20 protein-coding genes are annotated in these 18,888 nt (G+C 59.8%); 10 read left to right on the top strand and 10 right to left on the bottom strand.

What is annotated here, in order from left to right; translation table 11 throughout:
* Positions 1-21 precede the first annotated feature (21 nt).
* Positions 22-1,188, bottom strand: a complete 1,167-nt coding sequence (gene ampC / locus J2X66_RS25105; protein ID WP_310269978.1) for a class C beta-lactamase — start codon at positions 1,186-1,188, stop codon at positions 22-24.
* A 162-nt stretch (positions 1,189-1,350) separates the two neighbouring features.
* Here ampC and J2X66_RS25100 point away from each other — a divergent pair, with 162 nt between their 5' ends.
* Complete coding sequence (locus J2X66_RS25100) at positions 1,351-2,241, top strand: LysR family transcriptional regulator (RefSeq protein ID WP_310269976.1); 891 nt, start codon at positions 1,351-1,353, stop codon at positions 2,239-2,241.
* 112 nt (positions 2,242-2,353) lie between these two features.
* Here J2X66_RS25100 and gudD read toward each other — a convergent pair whose 3' ends face one another.
* Both gudD and J2X66_RS25090 read right to left on the bottom strand, forming a co-directional pair.
* Positions 2,354-3,697 carry a glucarate dehydratase gene (gudD, locus tag J2X66_RS25095; RefSeq protein ID WP_310269973.1) on the bottom strand — a complete coding sequence of 448 codons (1,344 nt, stop codon included), beginning with the start codon at positions 3,695-3,697 and terminating at the stop codon, positions 2,354-2,356.
* A gap of 24 nt (positions 3,698-3,721) precedes the next feature.
* Complete coding sequence (locus J2X66_RS25090) at positions 3,722-5,068, bottom strand: MFS transporter (RefSeq protein WP_310269970.1); 1,347 nt, start codon at positions 5,066-5,068, stop codon at positions 3,722-3,724.
* A gap of 271 nt (positions 5,069-5,339) precedes the next feature.
* Here J2X66_RS25090 and J2X66_RS25085 point away from each other — a divergent pair, with 271 nt between their 5' ends.
* Positions 5,340-6,056: a FadR/GntR family transcriptional regulator gene (locus J2X66_RS25085; RefSeq protein ID WP_310269967.1), complete on the top strand. Its 717-nt coding sequence runs from the start codon at positions 5,340-5,342 to the stop codon at positions 6,054-6,056.
* A 13-nt stretch (positions 6,057-6,069) separates the two neighbouring features.
* On the opposite strand, the gene J2X66_RS25080 is transcribed toward J2X66_RS25085, so the two are convergent.
* On the bottom strand, positions 6,070-6,987 hold the full coding sequence (locus J2X66_RS25080; protein ID WP_310269964.1) for a DMT family transporter: 918 nt from the start codon (positions 6,985-6,987) through the stop codon (positions 6,070-6,072).
* A 97-nt stretch (positions 6,988-7,084) separates the two neighbouring features.
* Between J2X66_RS25080 and J2X66_RS25075 the strand changes: the two genes are divergently transcribed.
* A complete protein-coding gene (locus tag J2X66_RS25075) occupies positions 7,085-7,948 on the top strand; it encodes a LysR substrate-binding domain-containing protein (protein WP_310269961.1) in 864 nt (287 codons plus the stop codon).
* 9 nt (positions 7,949-7,957) lie between these two features.
* On the opposite strand, the gene yegQ is transcribed toward J2X66_RS25075, so the two are convergent.
* A complete protein-coding gene (gene yegQ, locus J2X66_RS25070) occupies positions 7,958-9,289 on the bottom strand; it encodes a tRNA 5-hydroxyuridine modification protein YegQ (protein ID WP_310269959.1) in 1,332 nt (443 codons plus the stop codon).
* A gap of 178 nt (positions 9,290-9,467) precedes the next feature.
* Between yegQ and J2X66_RS25065 the strand changes: the two genes are divergently transcribed.
* Positions 9,468-10,529, top strand: a complete 1,062-nt coding sequence (locus J2X66_RS25065) for an AI-2E family transporter (RefSeq protein WP_310269956.1) — start codon at positions 9,468-9,470, stop codon at positions 10,527-10,529.
* Here J2X66_RS25065 and J2X66_RS25060 read toward each other — a convergent pair.
* The 3 genes from J2X66_RS25060 to J2X66_RS25050 form a co-directional block, all read right to left on the bottom strand.
* The gene (locus J2X66_RS25060) at positions 10,526-10,708 is read right to left on the bottom strand and encodes a hypothetical protein (protein WP_027925400.1); all 183 of its coding nucleotides are present in this window, start codon (positions 10,706-10,708) and stop codon (positions 10,526-10,528) included. The genes J2X66_RS25065 and J2X66_RS25060 overlap by 4 nt on opposite strands.
* A gap of 100 nt (positions 10,709-10,808) precedes the next feature.
* Positions 10,809-11,003, bottom strand: a complete 195-nt coding sequence (locus J2X66_RS25055) for a hypothetical protein (protein ID WP_310269953.1) — start codon at positions 11,001-11,003, stop codon at positions 10,809-10,811.
* Between the two features lie 231 nt (positions 11,004-11,234).
* Positions 11,235-11,606: a hypothetical protein gene (locus J2X66_RS25050; protein ID WP_027925398.1), complete on the bottom strand. Its 372-nt coding sequence runs from the start codon at positions 11,604-11,606 to the stop codon at positions 11,235-11,237.
* A gap of 245 nt (positions 11,607-11,851) precedes the next feature.
* Here J2X66_RS25050 and J2X66_RS25045 point away from each other — a divergent pair, with 245 nt between their 5' ends.
* Together J2X66_RS25045 and J2X66_RS25040 are read left to right on the top strand one after the other, a co-directional pair.
* Complete coding sequence (locus J2X66_RS25045; RefSeq protein WP_310269949.1) at positions 11,852-12,670, top strand: shikimate 5-dehydrogenase; 819 nt, start codon at positions 11,852-11,854, stop codon at positions 12,668-12,670.
* Positions 12,671-12,693: 23 nt separating this feature from the next.
* Positions 12,694-13,212: a cupin domain-containing protein gene (locus J2X66_RS25040; protein ID WP_310269946.1), complete on the top strand. Its 519-nt coding sequence runs from the start codon at positions 12,694-12,696 to the stop codon at positions 13,210-13,212.
* A gap of 78 nt (positions 13,213-13,290) precedes the next feature.
* On the opposite strand, the gene J2X66_RS25035 is transcribed toward J2X66_RS25040, so the two are convergent.
* Positions 13,291-13,938 (bottom strand): DUF480 domain-containing protein, encoded by a 648-nt coding sequence (locus J2X66_RS25035; protein ID WP_310269943.1) that lies wholly within the window; start codon positions 13,936-13,938, stop codon positions 13,291-13,293.
* Between the two features lie 310 nt (positions 13,939-14,248).
* Here J2X66_RS25035 and J2X66_RS25030 point away from each other — a divergent pair, with 310 nt between their 5' ends.
* The 4 genes from J2X66_RS25030 (at position 14,249) to J2X66_RS25015 (ending at position 17,280) form a co-directional block, all read left to right on the top strand.
* Entirely contained in the window at positions 14,249-14,989 is a 741-nt protein-coding gene (locus J2X66_RS25030; protein ID WP_310269940.1) for a glycosyltransferase family 2 protein, read from the top strand.
* Positions 14,986-15,264 (top strand): lipid-A-disaccharide synthase N-terminal domain-containing protein, encoded by a 279-nt coding sequence (locus J2X66_RS25025; RefSeq protein WP_310269938.1) that lies wholly within the window; start codon positions 14,986-14,988, stop codon positions 15,262-15,264. The genes J2X66_RS25030 and J2X66_RS25025 overlap by 4 nt, the downstream gene beginning before the upstream one ends.
* Before the next feature lie 3 nt (positions 15,265-15,267).
* Positions 15,268-16,677: a glycosyltransferase family 39 protein gene (locus tag J2X66_RS25020; protein ID WP_310269935.1), complete on the top strand. Its 1,410-nt coding sequence runs from the start codon at positions 15,268-15,270 to the stop codon at positions 16,675-16,677.
* A gap of 93 nt (positions 16,678-16,770) precedes the next feature.
* Positions 16,771-17,280, top strand: coding sequence for a DUF1993 domain-containing protein (locus tag J2X66_RS25015; RefSeq protein ID WP_310269934.1), 510 nt, complete (start codon positions 16,771-16,773; stop codon positions 17,278-17,280).
* Between the two features lie 104 nt (positions 17,281-17,384).
* Here the strand turns inward: J2X66_RS25015 and sstT are convergent, their stop codons facing one another.
* Entirely contained in the window at positions 17,385-18,617 is a 1,233-nt protein-coding gene (gene sstT, locus J2X66_RS25010; protein ID WP_310269931.1) for a serine/threonine transporter SstT, read from the bottom strand.
* Between the last annotated feature and the right edge of the window lie 271 nt (positions 18,618-18,888).

The raw sequence follows: 18,888 nt of genomic DNA, 5'->3' as shown, positions 1-18,888 counted from the left end.
AGGAATTGTGTGCTTGTCGGGTTATTCGCTCAGGGCACTCAGTATTGTGTGGGCGATTTTGATCCGCTCCGGGTTCGGGTAGTTTTTGTTGGCGAGGATCACGATGCCGATGTCCTTCGACGGCACAAACGCGACGTAAGCCCCAAAGCCCCCGGTTGAGCCGGTTTTGTTGAGCAGCACGTTTTGCGGTGGCTGCTGCGGCGGGTTCAACCACTTGACCTCGTGAGCTTCCATTGCCATCTCGGTCGAGTTGCCGGCGAGCAGTCGATCCAGTGTGAGCGGATAAGGGTAGAACTCCCAACCCAGCCCCTGTGTCATTTGACCGATCGTGTAATAACCGGTGTGAGTGGTGGCGATGGCTTGCTGCAATGACTTCTCCAGCCCTGCCGGTTTCATGTTCGCTTCAACATATCGAATCAGGTCCGAGGCACTGGTTTTCACGCCGTAGGCTTCGGAATCCAGTGCGCCTGGCCCGACACGTACCGGTTTGTCGTCCTTGTTGTAACCCTGAGCGTAAAGCCCCATCTGTGCCTGTGGGACCTTGAGGTAGGTGTGCTGGAGGCCCAGTTTTGGCAGCAAGGTTTCTTCCATCAGGTCATCGAACGGCTGGCCCATGCTGTGGGCGGCAAGATAACCGAACAGCCCTATGCTTGGGTTCGAATACAGGCGATGGGTGCCAGCAGGGTAAACCGGTGTCCATCGCTTGAAGTAATCGAGCATCGTGTCTGCATGGTCAGCGTCGTCGGGGAATTGCAGCGGCAACCCGCCAGCGGTGTAAGTGCCCAATTGCAACACACTGATATGATCGAACTCACTGCCTCGCAATGCCGGCAAAACGGTGCTGGCCGTATCGGACAGGGACAGTTTGCCGCTGGCCTGCGCATACCCGGCCAGCGTGGCGGCGAAGGTTTTACTGACCGAACCGATTTCGAACAAGGTGTCCTGGCTGACCGGTTTGCGATTCTCTTTAGAGGCCACGCCGTAATTAAAGTAATGCTGCTGACCGTTCTGGGTGATCGCGACGGCAAGGCCGGCGATGTTCTGTTGCTGAATCACGGGAGCGACGGCAGCGTTGACCATGGATTCGAGTTGTTGGTCGGACGGGGTCGCGGCAATACAGGGTGCCGCGCCGAAGATAAGGGCGAAAGCACCATAGGATGTAAGCCTTGGCAATTTGTTTGTGTACATGTCAGATCCACTCTTCATGAGTTGTGTTGATGGTAACCCGCTACACTCCATGCGCTCTTGCAAATCGGGTTACCTGATAGGCGAGCTAAATCTAGGCAGTACGCCTAGCGTCGACAAACGACGATATTTCGGGTGAGCCATTAGAAAAACTATGGAGTTGGCATGATTCGTCCTCACTTGCCGCTGAATGCGTTGCGCGCTTTCGAGGCCTCCGCACGCCATTTGAGTTTTACTCGGGCGGCGGTGGAGTTGTTCGTTACGCCTGCGGCGGTGAGTCATCAAGTCAAAAGCCTTGAAGCCCAACTCAACGTAACACTGTTCAAACGCTTGCCACGCGGGTTGATGCTGACCAGTGAGGGTGAAACCTTGCTGCCGGTCCTGCGCGAGTCGTTTGACCGAATCGCTGAAACGCTTGAGCGGTTCGAAGGCGGGCACTATCGGGATGTGTTGACTGTCGGGGCGGTGGGTACGTTCGCGGTCGGGTGGTTATTGCCGCGGCTGGCGGACTTCCAGGAGAAACATCCGTTCATAGATTTACGGCTGTCGACCCATAACAATCGGGTGGACGTGGCCGCTGAAGGGCTGGATTACGCCATTCGCTTTGGCGCTGGTGCCTGGCACGGAATTGAAGCGCTGCGGTTGATGGAAGCGCCGCTGTCGGTGCTGTGCGTTCCCGAACTGGCCCGGCAGTTAAGCGAGCCTGAGGATCTTTTGAAACAGACGTTGTTACGTTCCTACCGGACAGACGAGTGGCCCGAGTGGTTTCTGGCTTGCGGGTTGCCGCCCAACACGGCACCCACCAGGAATATTGTGTTCGACTCTTCGCTGGCGATGATGGAAGCCGCGCTTCAAGGTGCCGGCATTGCATTGGCGCCGCCGCTGATGTTTTCCCGTCAACTGGCGGCGGGTGCCATCGAGCAACCGTTCGCCATCGGCATCACCACCGGCAGTTACTGGCTTACCCGCTTGCAATCCCGCCCCGAAACGGCGGCGATGACGGCGTTCAAGGAGTGGCTACTGCAAGCGTGCGAAACGCCACCCTTGCAGGAGTGAGCCTGCTCGCGATAGCGGAGTGTCAGGCGGCATCAATGTTGAATGTGCCGGCCTCTTCGTCGGAACGCCGCCCAAAGCAGGCTCACCCCTGCAAGGAGTACAGCGGCAGAAGTCAGCGCACCAGGCACGGCCGTTTGTTATCGAATTTCCAGCCGGGGATCAGAAACTGCATCGCCACGCTGTCATCTCGCGCCCCCAGTCCCATGCCTTTGTACAGTTCATGGGCCTTGGCCAACTGGTCCATGTCCAATTCAACCCCTAGCCCCGGTTTCTTCGGCACCTGCACGCAACCGCCGACGATTTGCAGCGGGGCTTTGGTCAAGCGCTGGCCGTCCTGCCAGATCCAGTGGGTGTCGATGGCGGTGATTTCACCCGGCGCGGCCGCCGCGACGTGGGTGAACATTGCCAGCGAAATATCGAAGTGGTTGTTTGAGTGCGAACCCCAGGTCAGGCCCCATTCATGGCACATCTGCGCCACGCGAACCGAACCCTGCATGGTCCAGAAATGCGGATCGGCCAGCGGAATGTCCACCGATTGCAACTGAATGGCGTGGCCCATTTCCCGCCAGTCGGTGGCGATCATGTTGGTTGCGGTTTTCAGTCCGGTGGCACGGCGGAACTCGGCCATGACCTCACGGCCCGAGTAACCGTTTTCCGCGCCGCACGGGTCTTCGGCGTAGGCCAGAACGCGGTGCTGATCGCGGCACAAGCGAATGGCTTCCTTGAGTGACCATGCGCCATTCGGATCGAGCGTAATGCGCGCATCCGGAAAACGTTCAGCCAGCGCAGTAACCGCTTCGATTTCCTCATCACCACCGAGCACGCCACCCTTGAGCTTGAAGTCCTTGAAACCGTAGCGGGCGTGAGCGGCTTCAGCCAGACGAACCACCGCGTCAGCGGTCATGGCTTGCTCATGACGCACACGGAACCAGTCATTATCGGCGTCCGGTTCGCTGCGGTAGGCCAGGTCGGTTTGATGGTGATCACCCACGTAAAACAGGTAACCGAGCATCTTCACTTCGTCACGTTGCTGGCCTTCGCCGAGCAGGGCGGCGACCGGTACGTCCAGATGCTGGCCGAGCAGGTCGAGCAGGGCGGCCTCAAGCCCCGTGACGGCGTGAATGGTGATCCGCAGGTCGAACGTCTGCAAACCGCGCCCGCCGGCGTCGCGATCGGCAAAGGCCTGGCGCACCTGGTTGAGAATCTTCTGATACGTGCCGATCGGGCTGCCAACCACCAGCGCGCGGGCGTCTTCCAGTGTCTGGCGAATACGCTCGCCACCCGGGACTTCACCGACGCCGGTGTGGCCGGCGTTGTCCTTGAGAATCACGATATTGCGGGTAAAAAACGGACCATGGGCGCCGCTCAGGTTAAGCAGCATGCCATCGTGGCCGGCCACCGGAACCACCTCCATGCTGGTGATGATCGGGGCTTTTGCACAGTCTTGTGGTTGCATTTTCTTGTCCTTTTAAACAACGAATCAGGCGTGGTTGGGCGTTGGTTTGCCCAGCGCAACGGCCGGTGCGGTTTTGGGGGTGTTACGTGCGGCGAAGACAATGATCGCGGCAATGATCGAGGTCGCGGCCAACCCGTACAGGCCGCCCTGAATCGAACCGGTGTGCTCCTCCAGCAGGCCGAAGGTGGTCGGCGCAACGAATCCGCCGAGGTTGCCCACCGAGTTGATCAGCGCGATTACACCGGCGGCGATTCGCGCATCCAGATAGGCCTGGGGGATCGGCCAGAACAGCGACGAAGCGGACTTGAAACCCAGTGCCGCAAAGCAGATCGCAACAAAGGCAAAGATCGGCCCGCCGGTGGTCGACATGAACATCCCGGCGGCGGCAATCAACAGCGCAGCAGCCACCCACGCTTGCTGGTGTTTCCATTTGGCGGACAGAGAAGCGAAGGCGTACATGCCGATAATCGACAGCAGCCAAGGGATCGAGTTGAACAGCCCGACCTGAATGTCGCTGAGGTCGCCCATCTTCTTGATGATGCTCGGCAGCCAGAAGGTCGCGGCATAGATGGTCAGCTGAATGAAGAAGTAGATCAGGCAGAACAGGATGATCTGGCGATCCTTGAGCAGTTTGCCCAACGACGGTTTGATCGGCGTCGCGGCTTCGCGGGCCAGTTGTTCGTCCTCGATGGCGTTGACCAGCGCATCCTGTTCTTCGCGGCTCAGCCATTTGGCGTCGTGGGGTTTGGAGTCCAGCCAGAACCAGACGAACACGCACAGCCCGACGGAAAACATCCCTTCAATGAAGTACATCCATTGCCAGCCGTGCAACCCGAAACCGTCGAGTTGCAGAAGCAACCCGGACAGCGGGCCGGAGATCAGCGAGGCCACCGCCGAGCCACTGAGAAAAATGGCAATCGCCTTGCCGCGCTCAACCCCTGGCAGCCAGCGCGTGAAGTAATAAATCACTCCCGGAAAGAACCCGGCTTCGGCCACACCCAGCAGGAATCGCAGGATGTAGAAGTGGGTTTCGTTCTGGATGAACGCCATGCCGGCGGCCACCAGGCCCCAGGTCAGCATGATGCGGGTCAGCCAGATTCGTGCGCCGACTTTTTGCAGGAGAATGTTGGAGGGGACTTCGAACAGCGCGTAACCGATGAAGAACAGCCCGGCACCGAGTCCGTAGGCGGCAGCGCCGATCCCCAGGTCGTGTTCCATATGGGCGCGGACGAAGCCGATGTTCACACGGTCGATGTAGTTGACGATGAACATGATGACAAACAGCGGCAGGACATGGCGTTTCACTTTTGAGATGGCGGACTTCAGGACCGAATCGGTACCGTCGTGCATCCCTGATACGGATGTATTCACTTGGTTTCTCCCACTGATTATTTTTATGCGGGGTGTTGCGTTGTTGATAGACATCATACAACTTGGTTTTTTTAATGTGCAAGGGGTGATGTCCAACGAAAGGGTGACATTCCGGCGATTTGTTATGCTTTTTCTGGTGTTGATCTGCGGACGCCTTACCTGGAATCGGCGCAGTTGTTGAGTGTTGTCATACAAGTTGGGTGTTGTTTTCTGGAGATCCCAATCCCGCGCGGTGCTACGATTCCGTTAGCCCCGTTTCCGGATCATCGCCATGCAACCTGACCTCGATACGCCAGCCCCAAGGCGCAGCCACAACCTCGCTCACGACCTGGTCGCCAAGCTGACCCAGAGCATCTTGCTGGGCCAGATGTTGCCGGGGGACAAGTTGCCGTCGGAAAACTCGATCGTTCAGGCACACGGCGTCAGTCGCACTGTGGTGCGTGAGGCGATCTCGAAATTGCAGGCGTCGGGGCTGGTGGAAACCCGTCACGGCATCGGCACGTTTGTTATCGAGCGCGCGCCGGAGCAAGGCTTGCGGCTGAATGTCGATACAGCATTGGGAGTGCGCAGCATTCTGGAGTTGCGCATGGGCCTGGAAACCCAGGCCGCGGCGCTTGCGGCGACGCGTCGCACGGATCTGCAATTGGCTCAGATGCGTGAAGCGCTGGACGATTATCAGAGCTTGCTGGCCAACAACGACAGTTGCGTGGAGGCGGACAAGCGCTTCCACCTGTTGATTGCCGAAGCCACCGGCAATGTGTGTTTCACCGACATCATGCAGCACTTGGGCAGTGCGATGATCCCGCGCACCCGCGTCAATGCCGCCGAGCGCGGAGCGGCGGATCTGAGCAAGCTGGGGCAACTCGCCAACCTCGAACACGAGGCGATTCTCAACGCCATCAAGCGTCAGGATCCGGACGCGGCGCGGGCGGCGATGTGGTTGCACCTGACCAACAGCCGCGACCGCTTTTCCGCAGGCGGCGCCTGAGTCGCCGCTTGGGTCATGACCGGGCGGGACTCGCCGCGACTCCCGCAGGCCGGCGCTCCAGATTCAGCGCCATCACACTGATGAGCACCGCGAGGGCACCGATGCCGACCGTCAGCGTTGGCTGTTCGCCCAAGGCATAGGCCGCCATGGCCATCGCCGTCGGCGGGATCAGGTACAGCGTCATGCTGGCGCGGCTCAAGTCCACGTGCGCCAGCACAAACGCCCAGGCCAGATAAGCCAGCGCACTGGGAAACACGCCCAACGCCATCACTGCCCACTGCACATGCGTCGGTGCGCTGACGACCTCGCTGGCCAGTCCCGGCAGGTAAATCAGCAGCAGCGCCGTGCCCGACCACACCGTGTAACACACCAGTGTCAGACCGTCGTAGCGCCCGGTTTGATGCTTCTGCAAAGCGAAGTAAAAACTCCACGACACCGCCGCCAGCAGGATCAGCCATCCGTGAATGTCGACGCTGCCCAGTCCGCGATCGCCGGCCACCACAATCACCACGCCGACCAGTCCCGCCACGATGCAACCCCAGCGCCAGAAGCTGACCCGGTCCTTGAACACAAAGCGCGCCAGCAATGTGCTGAACAACGGCGTCGATTGCGCCAATACGCTGGAGGCGCCGGCGCTGACATGCTGTTGCCCGATGTTGAGCACGACGTGATGCAGGCTCACCGCGAAAAAACCGAGCACCATCAGCAGCGGCAGGTCGCGGAGCCTGGGCAGACTGATGCCTTTGAACGCGGCAACGACCGCCATGAATGCCGAGGCAATCAGAAACCTCAGCAGGGCCAGATGGCCGGGGTCGTAGGCCTGCAAGCCGATATGAATGCCCGTTGGCGAATAACCCCAGCAGGCGATGACAAAGGCCATCGCCAGGATGATTTTGAGTGGCGAGTGGGCGGGGCGGGTGAGTGGCTTCATGGTGGGGCACCTTGGGTGTATGTGCCGAGTATCTGAAGCGGAACAGCTCACCACAACTGACTTATACTGCGTCGACTGTTCATTTTTGGTGATGATTATGGAGCTGGCGCAGATTCGCATGTTCAAGACTGTGGCCGACGTCGGCAGCATCGCTCGGGCCGCCGAGTTGCTGCATTGCGTGCCGTCCAATATCACGGCGCGAATCAAGGCGCTGGAGACGGAATTGGGCGTGGCGCTGTTTCTGCGTGAGGGCCGGGGGCTGCGCATCAGCCCGGCGGGCCAGACGTTTTTGTCTTACGCTTCGAAAATCCTGGCGCTGACCGTTGAAGCCAAACGCGCACTGGACCCGTCCGCTGACCCTTCCGGGCCGCTGCGCATCGGCGCCATCGAGTCCTCGGCCACCGGCCGGCTACCGCGCCTGCTGGCGAAATTCCACACGCGCTATCCCGCAGTTGCGCTGGAACTGACCACCGGCACCTGGGGCCAACTGCTGGATGACACACTTAACCATCGGCTCGACGGTGCGATTGTCGCGGTGGATGTCGAACGCTCCCAACTCAAGCGCACGCCGATGTACCGCGAAGAGCTGTTGCTGATTGCCTCGACATCGTTGGGGGCGGTGCGTGGCATCGCGGATTTGCAGGACAAGACCGTATTCATGTGGCCCCAGGGCTGTCCGTACCGGGCGGCGCTGGAACATTGGTTGATGCGTCAGGGGCAGGCGCTGCCGATTGTCAGCCTGGCCAGTTATGGCGCGATTGTCGGGTGCGTCAGCGCGGGAGCCGGCGTCGCGCTGGTGCCTAAAGGGGTGTTTGATCAGTACGCCAAAGGGGCAGGGTGTGCTGGGTTTGAGTTTCCGGAGCTGACGGCCATCGACAACCTGTTTTACTGGCATGAAAACGCCGGGGTTCACCCGGCGCGGGAGGCGTTTGTGGCGATGTTGCGCGAGGAGTTCGCGTGATCCACAGGGTTACGCGGTGATGGCGCAGACATCCCGCATCAACAACCCGAACCTCAGATCCACCGCATCCGGAATCGGCACATACACCGTATGCCCATCCCCCGGTGCCACTTCAATGGATTCACCTCTGACGTTGTGCAGTTGATGCAAATCGAAATGAAAGTTGCCCTTGGGCGTCATCAGTTCCAGATGATCCCCCAGCGCAAACCGGTTCTTCACCTTGATCTCCGCCATCCGGTCACGCCGCTCACCGGTCAGCTCCCCGATAAACTGCTGTCGTTCAGACACCGAACTGCCATGCTGATAATTCTGGTACTCGTCATGCACGTGCCGACGCAAAAAACCTTCCGTATAGCCACGTTGCGCCAGTGACTCCAGATCGGTCATCAGGCTGCGGTCGAACTCACGCCCGGCGACGGCATCGTCGATGGCTCGGCGATACACCTGCGTGGTGCGCGCGCAATAGAAGTGGGATTTGGTCCGGCCTTCGATCTTCAGCGAATGCACGCCCATGTGCGTCAGACGCTCGACGTGTTGCACGGCGCGCAGGTCCTTGGCATTCATGATGTAAGTGCCGTGCTCGTCCTCGAAGGCGGGCATCAGCTCATCCGGCCGATTGACCTCCTGCAACAGGAACACCTGGTCGGTGGGCGTGCCGATGCCCAAGGTCGGTTCGGGCTGATACTGTTGGACGATCTCGCCCAACTGATTTTCCGTGGCCTCCTGCGCCGAATATTTCCAGCGGCAGGCGTTGGTGCAACTGCCTTGATTGGCATCGCGTTTGTTCATGTAGCCCGACAGCAGGCAGCGCCCGGAATACGCCATGCACAACGCGCCGTGGACAAACACCTCCAGTTCCATCGCCGGCACTTGCTGGCGGATTTCGCCGATTTCTTCCAGGGACAGTTCCCGCGACAGGATGATCCGGCTCAAGCCCTGTTGCTGCCAGAACTCGACACTCGCCCAGTTCACCGTGTTGGCCTGCACCGAGAGATGAATCGGCATCTGTGGGAAGTGTCGGCGCACCAGCATGATCAAGCCCGGGTCGGACATGATCAGCGCGTCCGGCGCCATGGCGATTACCGGCGCCAGGTCCTTGAGGAAGGTCTTGAGCTTGGCGTTGTGCGGCGCAATGTTCACCACCACGTAAAAGCGCTTGCCCTGGGCCTGGGCTTCCTGGATGCCGAGGGCGAGGTTGGCGTGATCGAATTCGTTATTGCGCACCCGCAAGCTGTAGCGCGGTTGGCCGGCGTACACCGCATCGGCGCCGTAAGCGAAGGCATAACGCATGTTTTTCAGGGTGCCGGCGGGGGCGAGCAGTTCGGGGGCAAGAAGAGTCATGGCGGGGGGCAGTCGCAAAAACCGTGGAGGGTAAGCGCGTTGCCAGTGGCGCTCATTGATCTGGATCTATGCTTGATGAACAAACGGATGGCACTCGCGCGAACCGTGGCGGACTAAGCAATAAGGACGGCTCTTCATTTCAGGAGTCTGAGTCCCTGCGCACTGACACGGATCGGACATGAACGAAGAAACCGTAAAAAACAAATCACTGGTGATCTTGCTGGGGCTGGTGACTGCCGCTTTTATCTGGATTTTGTTGCCGTTCTACGGCGCGGTGTTCTGGGCGGTGATCCTTGGCATCCTCTTTGCGCCGATGCAACGTCGACTGCAATTGAAGCTGGGCTGGGAGCGCAACCTGACGTCGCTGCTGACGCTGAGTATCAGCCTGCTGATTGCGATCCTGCCAGTGATCGTCCTCAGTTTCTTCCTCGTTCAGGAAGGCGCGATGCTGTACAAAAACGTCGAAAGCGGAGAATTGGACATTGCGGGTTACGTCTCGCACTTCAAGCACAGCCTGCCGCCGTACTTCCAGCACCTGCTTGACCGGTTCGGCATAGGAGAGCTGGACGGGCTGCGCGAGAAAATCATCAAGAGCGCGGTGACGGGTAATGAGTATTTCGCCACTCAGGTGTTCAGTTTCGGCCAGGGCACGTTTGATTTTGTCGTGAGCTTTTTCATCATGCTCTACCTGCTGTATTTCTTTCTGCGTGACGGCGCCGAGCTGGCACGCAAAGTCCGCGCGGCCGTGCCGTTGGAGGAACACCAGAAGCGTCGGTTGCAACTCAAGTTCAATCGCGTGGTGCGGGCGACGGTGAAGGGCAACCTGCTGGTGGCGATCACCCAGGGCGCCTTGGGTGGTTTGATTTTCTGGTTTCTGGACATCCCCAGCGCATTGCTCTGGGCGGTGCTGATGGCGTTTCTGTCGCTGTTGCCAGCGGTGGGGGCGGGGATCATCTGGGCGCCGGTGGCGGCGTTTTTCCTGCTCAGCGGGGCGATGTGGCAGGGCGTGGTACTGGGCTTGTACGGGGTTTTTGTGATCGGCCTGGTGGATAACGTGCTGCGACCGATCCTGGTGGGCAAGGACACCAAGATGCCGGATTACCTGATCCTTATCTCGACCCTCGGCGGTCTGGCGATCTTTGGCCTCAACGGCTTCGTCATCGGGCCGCTGATCGCGGCCCTGTTCATGTCGAGCTGGGCCATTTTCATTGAAACCAAACCGAAAGTGCAGTTGCCTTAGGCGCTGAGTCGGCCCTGGCCGATACGGTGCGACAAGGCCTGGGCGGCGGGCAGCGAAGTAAGTGGGCCGCTGATCGCTTCACCGTCCTGCATCAGGTACCAACAGGCGAGTAATCCCAGCTCTCTGAGCGGTGCGGGAACGGCGCTGCCAACAACGGACATGATCTGAACCTGGGACATAAGTACCTCCATCAATCGATGGAGTTACCTTACGGACCCTGCGCTGAAACGGACAATCAACGCTTTTGATAGTCGTCATTGACGCCGATGAGTATTGGCCTCAGTCGACCACCAGATCCAGCATGTGAATCACTTCCTGCTCGTTGAGCAGGCCTTTGCGTACCAGGTTTTCGGCCAGCAGCGAAAGGAACTTGGCGCTGCGATGGCCTTCCAGGTGCTTGAGTTCGGTCAAGGCGTCATACACCTTGCTGGAAGTGCACAAACCGACGTTGCGGTGCGGGTTTTGCGTGGGCATAAGGTCGTCCTTGTTGTTATCAACCTGTTATTTGCGGACAGGTCCAAGCTTGCGGACCTGACATGACATAAATATGACCGTTTGGCGCAAGGCGAGGGCGGGTCGAGTTAATCTTGCCAATTTGCGCCGCCGACGCTGTCTCCACAGCGACCTTGACGCGATTTATCCAGACGTTCGCCGACGAACGGTCACAAAAAAGCCCCGCTGTCGAGGCGGGGCCTGATGATGGTGTTACCAGTGGCCATAACCGCGGGGAGGGCCGTAGTAACCGCGCGGCGCGTAGTAACCACGTGGTGGGCCGTAGTAAACCGGTGGTGGCCCGTAATAGACCGGCTGTTGCACGTAAACCGGTGCCGGCTGGTAATAAACCGGTGGTGGTTGTTGTACATAAACCGGCGCCGGCTGGTAAACCGGTTGAGGTTGTACATAGACCGGCCGATTGGCATTAATCAGGGCCGAACCGACGATGGCCGTACCCACCAGCGCCCCAAAGACTGCTGGTCCTTGCCAACAATTACCACAACCACCGCCATGGGCTTGTGCCTGTCCTGCGACAGCGAGTGCGCCGATCAGCAAAGCAACTGTGGGGATTTTACGGATCATGATAATTCCTCGGTTCTTCGACCCGGCGCTTGCGTCTGCAATAGACCCAAGCATTGTCGCGGGGATACTTCTAAGACAGCTTTTTTTCCAGAATCAGCACAGCAAACAGGTAAATTTTGTGTAAGGTCTGTACCGGTTTCCTGACGGTTCGCACCCGTGCGCGCCGGCATGGCCTTATGATCGAACAGACCCGATGGAATGGCTAATCCCGTCCATCTGAAAGTGCTTTAGAAGGAGAAAGTTTCATGCAGATGAACCCCAACCGAGACACCCAACTGTGCATGTCGCTGTCCGGGCGCCCCGGTAACTTCGGCCTGCGCTTTCACAATCATCTGTACGAACAATTGGGCCTGAATTTCTACTACAAGGCCTTCAGCAGCCAGGATCTGCCCGGCGCCGTGGGCGGTATTCGCGCTTTGGGCATTCGTGGCTGCGGGGTGTCGATGCCGTTCAAGGAGGCGTGCATTGCGCTGGTGGATGAGTTGGATGACTCGGCGGCGGCCATTCAGTCGATCAATACCATCGTCAACACCGACGGCCACTTAAAGGCCTATAACACCGATTACATTGCCATTGAGCAACTGCTCAAGACCCACGAAGTGCCCAAGGATTCGACCTTTGCCCTGCGCGGCAGCGGCGGCATGGCCAAGGCTGTGGCCAGTGCGTTGCGCGACGGCGGTTACCAGAACGGCTTGATCGTCGCCCGAAATGAGCGCGCCGGCCGTGCCCTGGCAGGGTCGCTGGGTTATCAATGGCAAGCGCAATTGGGGGCGCAGCGCCCACAGATGCTGATCAACGTCACGCCGATCGGCATGACGGGTGGTCCGGAGGCCGATCAACTGGCGTTTGATGCTGAAACCATTGCCGCTGCCGAGACTGTGTTTGATGTGGTGGCGATCCCCTCGGAAACACCACTGATCGTGCGCGGTCGTGCGGAAGGCAAACGGGTGATTACCGGGCTGGAAGTGGTCGCCATCCAGGCGCTGGAGCAATTCGTGCTGTATACCGGTGTCCGGCCGACCGACGAGCAGTTTCACAAAGCGGTGGAATTTGCCCGCAGCTAGGCCCCGCACCCAGGAGAATCCCCATGCATCCGCGCATTCTCAACCTGAATCAGGTCGACCTTGAACCGTTGCCCGAAGCCATGGCACCCACTGGCGATACGGCCCGCCGCTATCAGCAGCGAATCGCCCGCGTCGGTCAGCAGTTGGGTGCGCAGAAGCTGGGGTATCGGTTGTACGCGCTGGAACCGGGCATGCGCGGCAGTCCGTTTCACAGCCATCGGGTCAATGAGGAGATGTTTTACGTCGTGGCCGGGGAAGGAGAGGTGCGCCTCGGTGCCGAACGTTTCCCGATCCGAACGGGCGACGTGATCGCCTGCCCGCCGGGAGGCCCGGAAGCGGCCCACCAGATTATCAACACCAGCAGCGGGGAACTGCGCTATCTGGCGGTCAGCACCCAGCAATCGCCGGAGATTTGTGAGTATCCCGATTCCGGAAAATATGCAGTGATGGACTACTTTCATGTAGATGCCGAGGGCAATGCCTCAGGCTTCGTCGCCATCGCCCGACCGGGCGACGGTGTGGATTACTGGGACGGCGAGTAACACTCAGGCTAACAAACATCCTGTAGCAGTCGAACGCAGCCTTGCGCTGCTCGTCAGCTGCTACAGGGGGCGGGTGGGTTATTCGAGGCGGGCCAGACGTTCTTCGAGAGCGGAGATTCGCGCTTCGAGCTCTTCGATCCTTTCTACCGATACTCCACCAGAAGCCCCACGTTCCACCGGATTCTGCCGCGCCGCCAGGATAACCTCTATATCCGCCGGGTCACCCAGCGCATGCATGTACCGGTCTTCCCGCTGCCCGGCCTGCTTGGGGATCAACAACGCCAACCCCCGGGCAATCAAACGCTCCAGCTGATGCACCACCTGTTCGGTGTCTTCAAATTCATGCATGCGTCCACTGCGGGTCAGCAATTCATTGACCGTCTGCGGACCGCGCAGGAACAACAACCCCGTCAGAATCACTTGGGCCGGCACCAGTTCCAGCGCCTTGTCGACCTTGTGCTCCCAGCGATCCGCGCGGCTGCCCATCACCAGTTTGGCGAAACCGCGTCCTTCCAGCGCCCGCAGGCTCTGGCCGACCTGGCCCTGGGTCAGGTTCATCACCGGTTCGCGGCTGGTTTTCTGGTTGCACGCGATGACCAGGGCATTGAGGGTCAGCGGATAGGTTTCCGGGCTGGTGGCCTGTTTTTCGATCAACGAGCCCAGAATGCGGATTTCCGTGCTGTTAAGCCGTGGCGCGTCGAAGGTCGTTTCTTGCTCAATGCTCATGGTCTGCATCCTTACCCGATTCATGTTTTTCACGTGCGTGGATGCACTTTAGATTGGCAAGCGCCAATGGCAACTGAATTCGTCGTAGCTGCTAGGCTGTGATGACGAAACATAGATGAAATATTAACGCCATTTTTACAATCGGGCAGGCACCGTAGGCGGGCCCGCGCGACCTAGTGCGTGTGCACTCAAGGCACTGTGGCCGCTGGCTGCAGCGTTCCGAGCCACTGATCCATGCATCGAGTCAATCGGTGTGCGCCACCTTTATTCGCCCCGATAACTGAAAAACAAAAAGGGCGAGAGAGACTCCATGAGCCAAGACATTTTTGTATCCGTACTGATTCCCGCCAAAAACGAAGCCAACAACCTCAAGCCGCTGCTTGAGGAAATCCGCGTGGCCCTGGCCGACGAGGCCTACGAAATCATCGTTGTCGACGATGGCAGCACCGATGCGACCCTGCACGAACTGCGGCAGATCCGGCACAACGGCCTGAGCGCCTTGCGCATCCTGCACCATGAGCGTTCGCTGGGACAGAGCACATCGCTTTACCACGCCGCGTTCGAGGCGCGCGGGCAATGGCTGGCCACCCTCGATGGCGATGGGCAAAACGACCCGGCGGACATTCCCGGCATGCTGGCGCTGGTGCGTGGCGAGCCAGGCTCGGGGGATGTGCAATTGGTCGCCGGGCATCGGGTCAACCGCCGCGATACCGCGAGCAAACGCTGGGCTTCGCGTTTCGCCAATGGCCTGCGCAGCCGCTTGCTCAAGGACGCTACGCCGGACACTGGCTGTGGGTTGAAGCTGATCGAACGCACGGCGTTTTTGCGCCTGCCGTACTTCGACCACATGCACCGTTTTATTCCGGCACTGATCCAGCGTCACAACGGCCGAATGATCGTCCACCCGGTCAACCACCGCCCGCGCACCGCCGGGGTTTCCAAGTACGGCAACCTCGACCGCGCCCTGGTGGGCATCCTCGACCTGGTCGGGGTCTGGTGGCTGATCAAGCGCACACGCCTGAACACCCATGCGCAGGAGATTGAAGGATGAACATGACCCGCGAAGCCCTGTGGCTGGTGGTCGGTTTTGTCGGCCAGATCGCTTTCACCGGGCGCTTTATCCTGCAGTGGCTGTACAGCGAATACAAAAAACGCAGCGTGATCCCGACGAGCTTCTGGTACTTGAGCATTGTCGGCAGCACGCTCTTGCTCGCGTACGCCATTTACCGGGAAGACCCGGTGTTCATCGCCGGCCAGGCCTTCGGCACCCTCGTTTATTTCCGCAATTTACAGTTGATCGCCAAAAGCAAAAACCTGAAGGAGTAGGTCATGCGCGGATCGTTATCGACCCGAAATATTACGTTGCTCGCGGCGGTCGCCATGGCGCTGCTGTTTTTCTGGGGATTGGGCAGTGTGCCGTTTCTCAGCGTCAACGAGGCGCGCCGCGCCGTCACCGTGCGGGAAATGCACGAAGCCGGGAGCTGGTTGCTGCCGTACATGAACGGCGACTTGTACCTGTCCAAGCCGCCGTTTTTCTATTGGGCCGGCCTGGTGTCGACGGCTGTGCTGGGCGGTGTTTCCGAGTGGAGCGTGCGGTTGCCTTCGGCACTGGCGGCGACTTTGTGCTGCATCGGCACTTACTGGTACGGCGTTCGGCAGGCCGGGCGCCAGGTCGGTTTGTTCGCGGTGGTGTTCCTGGCGGCGAACGGCGCGTTCAGCCTGTTCGCCCGCCGCTCCGAAATCGAGATGCTGTTGACCTTGCTGTGCTTCGGCGCGTTGTTGGCCGCGTGGCAGTTCATCTTCCAGCAGGGCCGGGTGCTGTGGAGCCGGCTCAGCTACCTGCTGTTAGGTTGCGCGCTGCTGACCAAAGGGCCGGTTTGCCTGTTGTGGGTGACCGCGCCGGTCCTGACGTACGCCTTGATCTGCCGCGATGCCCGGGCCAAAGCCTACCTGTGTGACGGCTGGGGCTGGCTGATCGCCGTGGTGCTGGGCAGTTCGTGGTACGTGGCGGTGTCGTTGAGTCAGGGCTGGGGCATCTGGTCGTCGATCATCAGCGAAGACATCATGAACAAGATCGACGGCCAGGGCGCGGAATCCTGGTACGCGTACTTGTTGTACCTGGCCGGTGATTTCTTTCCGTTCTGGCTGATTTTGTTTGTGCAGCCACGCAAGTTCTGGGCAATGATCCGCTCGCGCCGCGAAGCGGCCATGCTGCTGTGTTGCACCCTGCTGCCGCTGCTGGTTTTTTCCCTGTTCACCGAAAAGCACGGCAAGTACCTGTTGCCGGTTTACCCGTCCATGGCCTTGCTGCTGGCGATGCACTGGGCCGCCGTGCTCGAAGGCATGCAAGGACGCTGGCGCACCGGCCTGGCCACGGTTCCCTACGTGATGCTGGCCGGGTTTGTAGTGTTTTATGTGTTCGTCGAAGCGCGGGTGCTGTCCCATCGCGTGGGGGGGCTGGAACAGGTCGCCACGCTGGCCGCCGGGCAACCGGGGCAGAAGGCCTACAGCGTCGGCGAGCCGGATATCCGGCTGGTCTATTACATGGGCCGGCCGGTGGCGCCGCTGACCCTTGCGCAGCTGCAAGGGGAGGAGCGCCCGGCGGGACTGCTGTTTGTGCAAGAACCCCTCGACCCGCAATTGCAGAATCTGGCGTCGTGCAAAGTCGGCGAAGTCGAACCCTATCTGAAACCACACCGCGCCGCGCTGCTGGTGCGCATGGGCGGTGAGTGCCAGTAAGGTCTGCGGCAGCTGAAAAAGACCCATGGCAGGAGGGGCGGGCATGGCTATAATCGGCCGACGTTTCCCCTCCTGTTACCACACGAGACTGCCATGACCATTTCCCTGTACGACGCCTCCGTCCCTGTTTTCAAGCAAATGCTCACCGCTCTCAGCGATGTGCTGAACAAGGCCGAAGCCCACGCCACCGCCAAGAACATCGACCCGAACGCATTCCTGCAAGCCCGTCTGTACCCGGACATGTTCCCGCTGGTGCGTCAGGTACAGATCGCCGTTGATTTCGCCAAAGGCGTTTCTTCGCGTCTGGCCGAAGTTGAAGTGCCGAAGTACGAAGACACCGAAACCACCTTCGCCGAGCTGCAAGCGCTGCTGACCAAGGTTCTGGCCTACATCGCGCAGATCAAGCCGGAGCAGATCAACGGCAAGGAAGGCATCGAAATCGTGACCCGTCCGGGCACCCCTAAAGAGAAGCGCTTCAGTGGCCAGGCTTACCTGCTGAGCTACGGTTTGCCGCAGTTCTTCTTCCACGTCACCACTGCTTACGCATTGCTGCGTCATAACGGTGTGGAAGTGGGCAAGCGCGATTACATGGGCGCGTTCTAAACCGCCCGGGTACAAAAAAGCCCCCGCAGCCATGGGTTGCGGGGGCTTTTTCATGTTTCAGCATTCTTAACAAACACCACTGGCCCCTGTGGGAGCGGTGTTAGTCAGGCCAGGCGTTCGGCTTTGCGCTCTTCACCCAGGCAAGCCGCCGCCGTGAACAGCACATCCGTGGACGAGTTCAGCGCCGTCTCCGCCGAGTCCTGCAACACGCCGATGATGAAACCGACCGCCACCACCTGCATGGCGATCTCGCTCGGGATGCCGAACAGGCTGCACGCCAGTGGAATCAGCAGCAGCGAACCACCCGCCACACCCGAAGCGCCACAGGCGCAAATCGCCGCGACGACGCTCAGCAGGATCGCGGTCGGAATGTCCACGGCGATGCCCAAGGTATGCACCGCCGCCAGGCTCAGCACGGTAATGGTGATCGCCGCGCCGGCCATGTTGATGGTCGCGCCGAGCGGGATCGACACCGAGTAGGTGTCTTCATGCAGGCCCAGGCGCTTGCTCAATTCCAGATTGACCGGAATGTTCGCCGCCGAACTGCGGGTGAAGAACGCAGTGATGCCGCTCTCTCGCAGGCACGTCAACACCAGCGGATACGGGTTGCGGCGCAGTTTCCAGAACACGATGATCGGGTTCATCACCAGCGCCACAAACAGCATGCAACCAAGCAGCACAGCCAGCAGATGCGCGTAGCCGATCAAGGCGCCGAAACCGGAGGTGGCGAGGGTCGAGGCCACCAGGCCGAAAATCCCCAGCGGGGCAAAACGGATCACCAGGCGCACGATCACGGTCACGCCGTTGGACAAGTCGCCCAGCACTTCACGGGTGGTGTCGCCGGCATGGCGAATGGCGATGCCCATGCCGATGGCCCAGGCCAGGATGCCAATGAAGTTCGCGTTCATCAGCGCGCTGACGGGGTTATCGACCACGCTTAGCAGCAGGCTTTGCAACACTTCGCCGATACCGCCCGGTGCGGTGACCGTGACGTCTTGCGTGGACAACACCAGACTCGACGGGAACATCATGCTGGCCACCACGGCGACCACCGCCGCCGCGAACGTACCGAGCAAATACAAAAACAGAATCGGCCGGATATGGGTTTCCTGGCCGTGCTTATGGTTGGCGATCGACGCCATGACCAGCACGAACACCAGAATCGGCGCGACGGCTTTGAGTGCCGAGACGAACACCTTGCCGATAAACGCAGTGGACTTCGCCACTTCAGGCGCAAACAGGGCCAGGGCAATGCCGGCGATCAGGCCGATGATGATTTGCGTGACCAGGGTGGTGCGATTAAGGCGTTGCAATAGAGAAGGGGATGAAGCGGTCATAAACAGCATCTCTGATTTTTATAGGAGCAGGGTTTCGCAGGTATGCAGCAACAAACAGGGCAGGCCGCAGACGGGAAACCGGAAAGGGGTGTAATGCCGATCAGTTAAACCATCACACGATCTGTAGCAGCAGGCTCCGCCAGCTGCTACAGAAGTTGCGTGATGGCTTGACTGAGCGGCTTCAGCCACAGGGTGTACGTTTTCAGGGCGCGGACTTTATCACAGCGCAGGAACGATCCTTCAGACCTGTGACGATCTGCCGCCCGCACAA

It is taken from the genome of Pseudomonas sp. 3296, assembly GCF_031456615.1.
Classification (GTDB): Bacteria; Pseudomonadota; Gammaproteobacteria; order Pseudomonadales; family Pseudomonadaceae; genus Aquipseudomonas; species Aquipseudomonas mucoides.
Note: the sequence above shows the minus strand (reverse complement) of the source record. Positions and strands in the feature narration are given on the sequence as shown.

Coding starts and splice junctions, on each gene's coding strand:
- ampC (WP_310269978.1), bottom strand. CDS start 1,188: ATGTACACAAACAAATTGCCAAGGCTTACATCCTATGGTGCTTTCGCC.
- J2X66_RS25100 (WP_310269976.1), top strand. CDS start 1,351: ATGATTCGTCCTCACTTGCCGCTGAATGCGTTGCGCGCTTTCGAGGCC.
- gudD (WP_310269973.1), bottom strand. CDS start 3,697: ATGCAACCACAAGACTGTGCAAAAGCCCCGATCATCACCAGCATGGAG.
- J2X66_RS25085 (WP_310269967.1), top strand. CDS start 5,340: ATGCAACCTGACCTCGATACGCCAGCCCCAAGGCGCAGCCACAACCTC.
- J2X66_RS25080 (WP_310269964.1), bottom strand. CDS start 6,987: ATGAAGCCACTCACCCGCCCCGCCCACTCGCCACTCAAAATCATCCTG.
- J2X66_RS25075 (WP_310269961.1), top strand. CDS start 7,085: ATGGAGCTGGCGCAGATTCGCATGTTCAAGACTGTGGCCGACGTCGGC.
- yegQ (WP_310269959.1), bottom strand. CDS start 9,289: ATGACTCTTCTTGCCCCCGAACTGCTCGCCCCCGCCGGCACCCTGAAA.
- J2X66_RS25065 (WP_310269956.1), top strand. CDS start 9,468: ATGAACGAAGAAACCGTAAAAAACAAATCACTGGTGATCTTGCTGGGG.
- J2X66_RS25060 (WP_027925400.1), bottom strand. CDS start 10,708: ATGTCCCAGGTTCAGATCATGTCCGTTGTTGGCAGCGCCGTTCCCGCA.
- J2X66_RS25055 (WP_310269953.1), bottom strand. CDS start 11,003: ATGCCCACGCAAAACCCGCACCGCAACGTCGGTTTGTGCACTTCCAGC.
- J2X66_RS25050 (WP_027925398.1), bottom strand. CDS start 11,606: ATGATCCGTAAAATCCCCACAGTTGCTTTGCTGATCGGCGCACTCGCT.
- J2X66_RS25045 (WP_310269949.1), top strand. CDS start 11,852: ATGCAGATGAACCCCAACCGAGACACCCAACTGTGCATGTCGCTGTCC.
- J2X66_RS25040 (WP_310269946.1), top strand. CDS start 12,694: ATGCATCCGCGCATTCTCAACCTGAATCAGGTCGACCTTGAACCGTTG.
- J2X66_RS25035 (WP_310269943.1), bottom strand. CDS start 13,938: ATGAGCATTGAGCAAGAAACGACCTTCGACGCGCCACGGCTTAACAGC.
- J2X66_RS25030 (WP_310269940.1), top strand. CDS start 14,249: ATGAGCCAAGACATTTTTGTATCCGTACTGATTCCCGCCAAAAACGAA.
- J2X66_RS25025 (WP_310269938.1), top strand. CDS start 14,986: ATGAACATGACCCGCGAAGCCCTGTGGCTGGTGGTCGGTTTTGTCGGC.
- J2X66_RS25020 (WP_310269935.1), top strand. CDS start 15,268: ATGCGCGGATCGTTATCGACCCGAAATATTACGTTGCTCGCGGCGGTC.
- J2X66_RS25015 (WP_310269934.1), top strand. CDS start 16,771: ATGACCATTTCCCTGTACGACGCCTCCGTCCCTGTTTTCAAGCAAATG.
- sstT (WP_310269931.1), bottom strand. CDS start 18,617: ATGACCGCTTCATCCCCTTCTCTATTGCAACGCCTTAATCGCACCACC.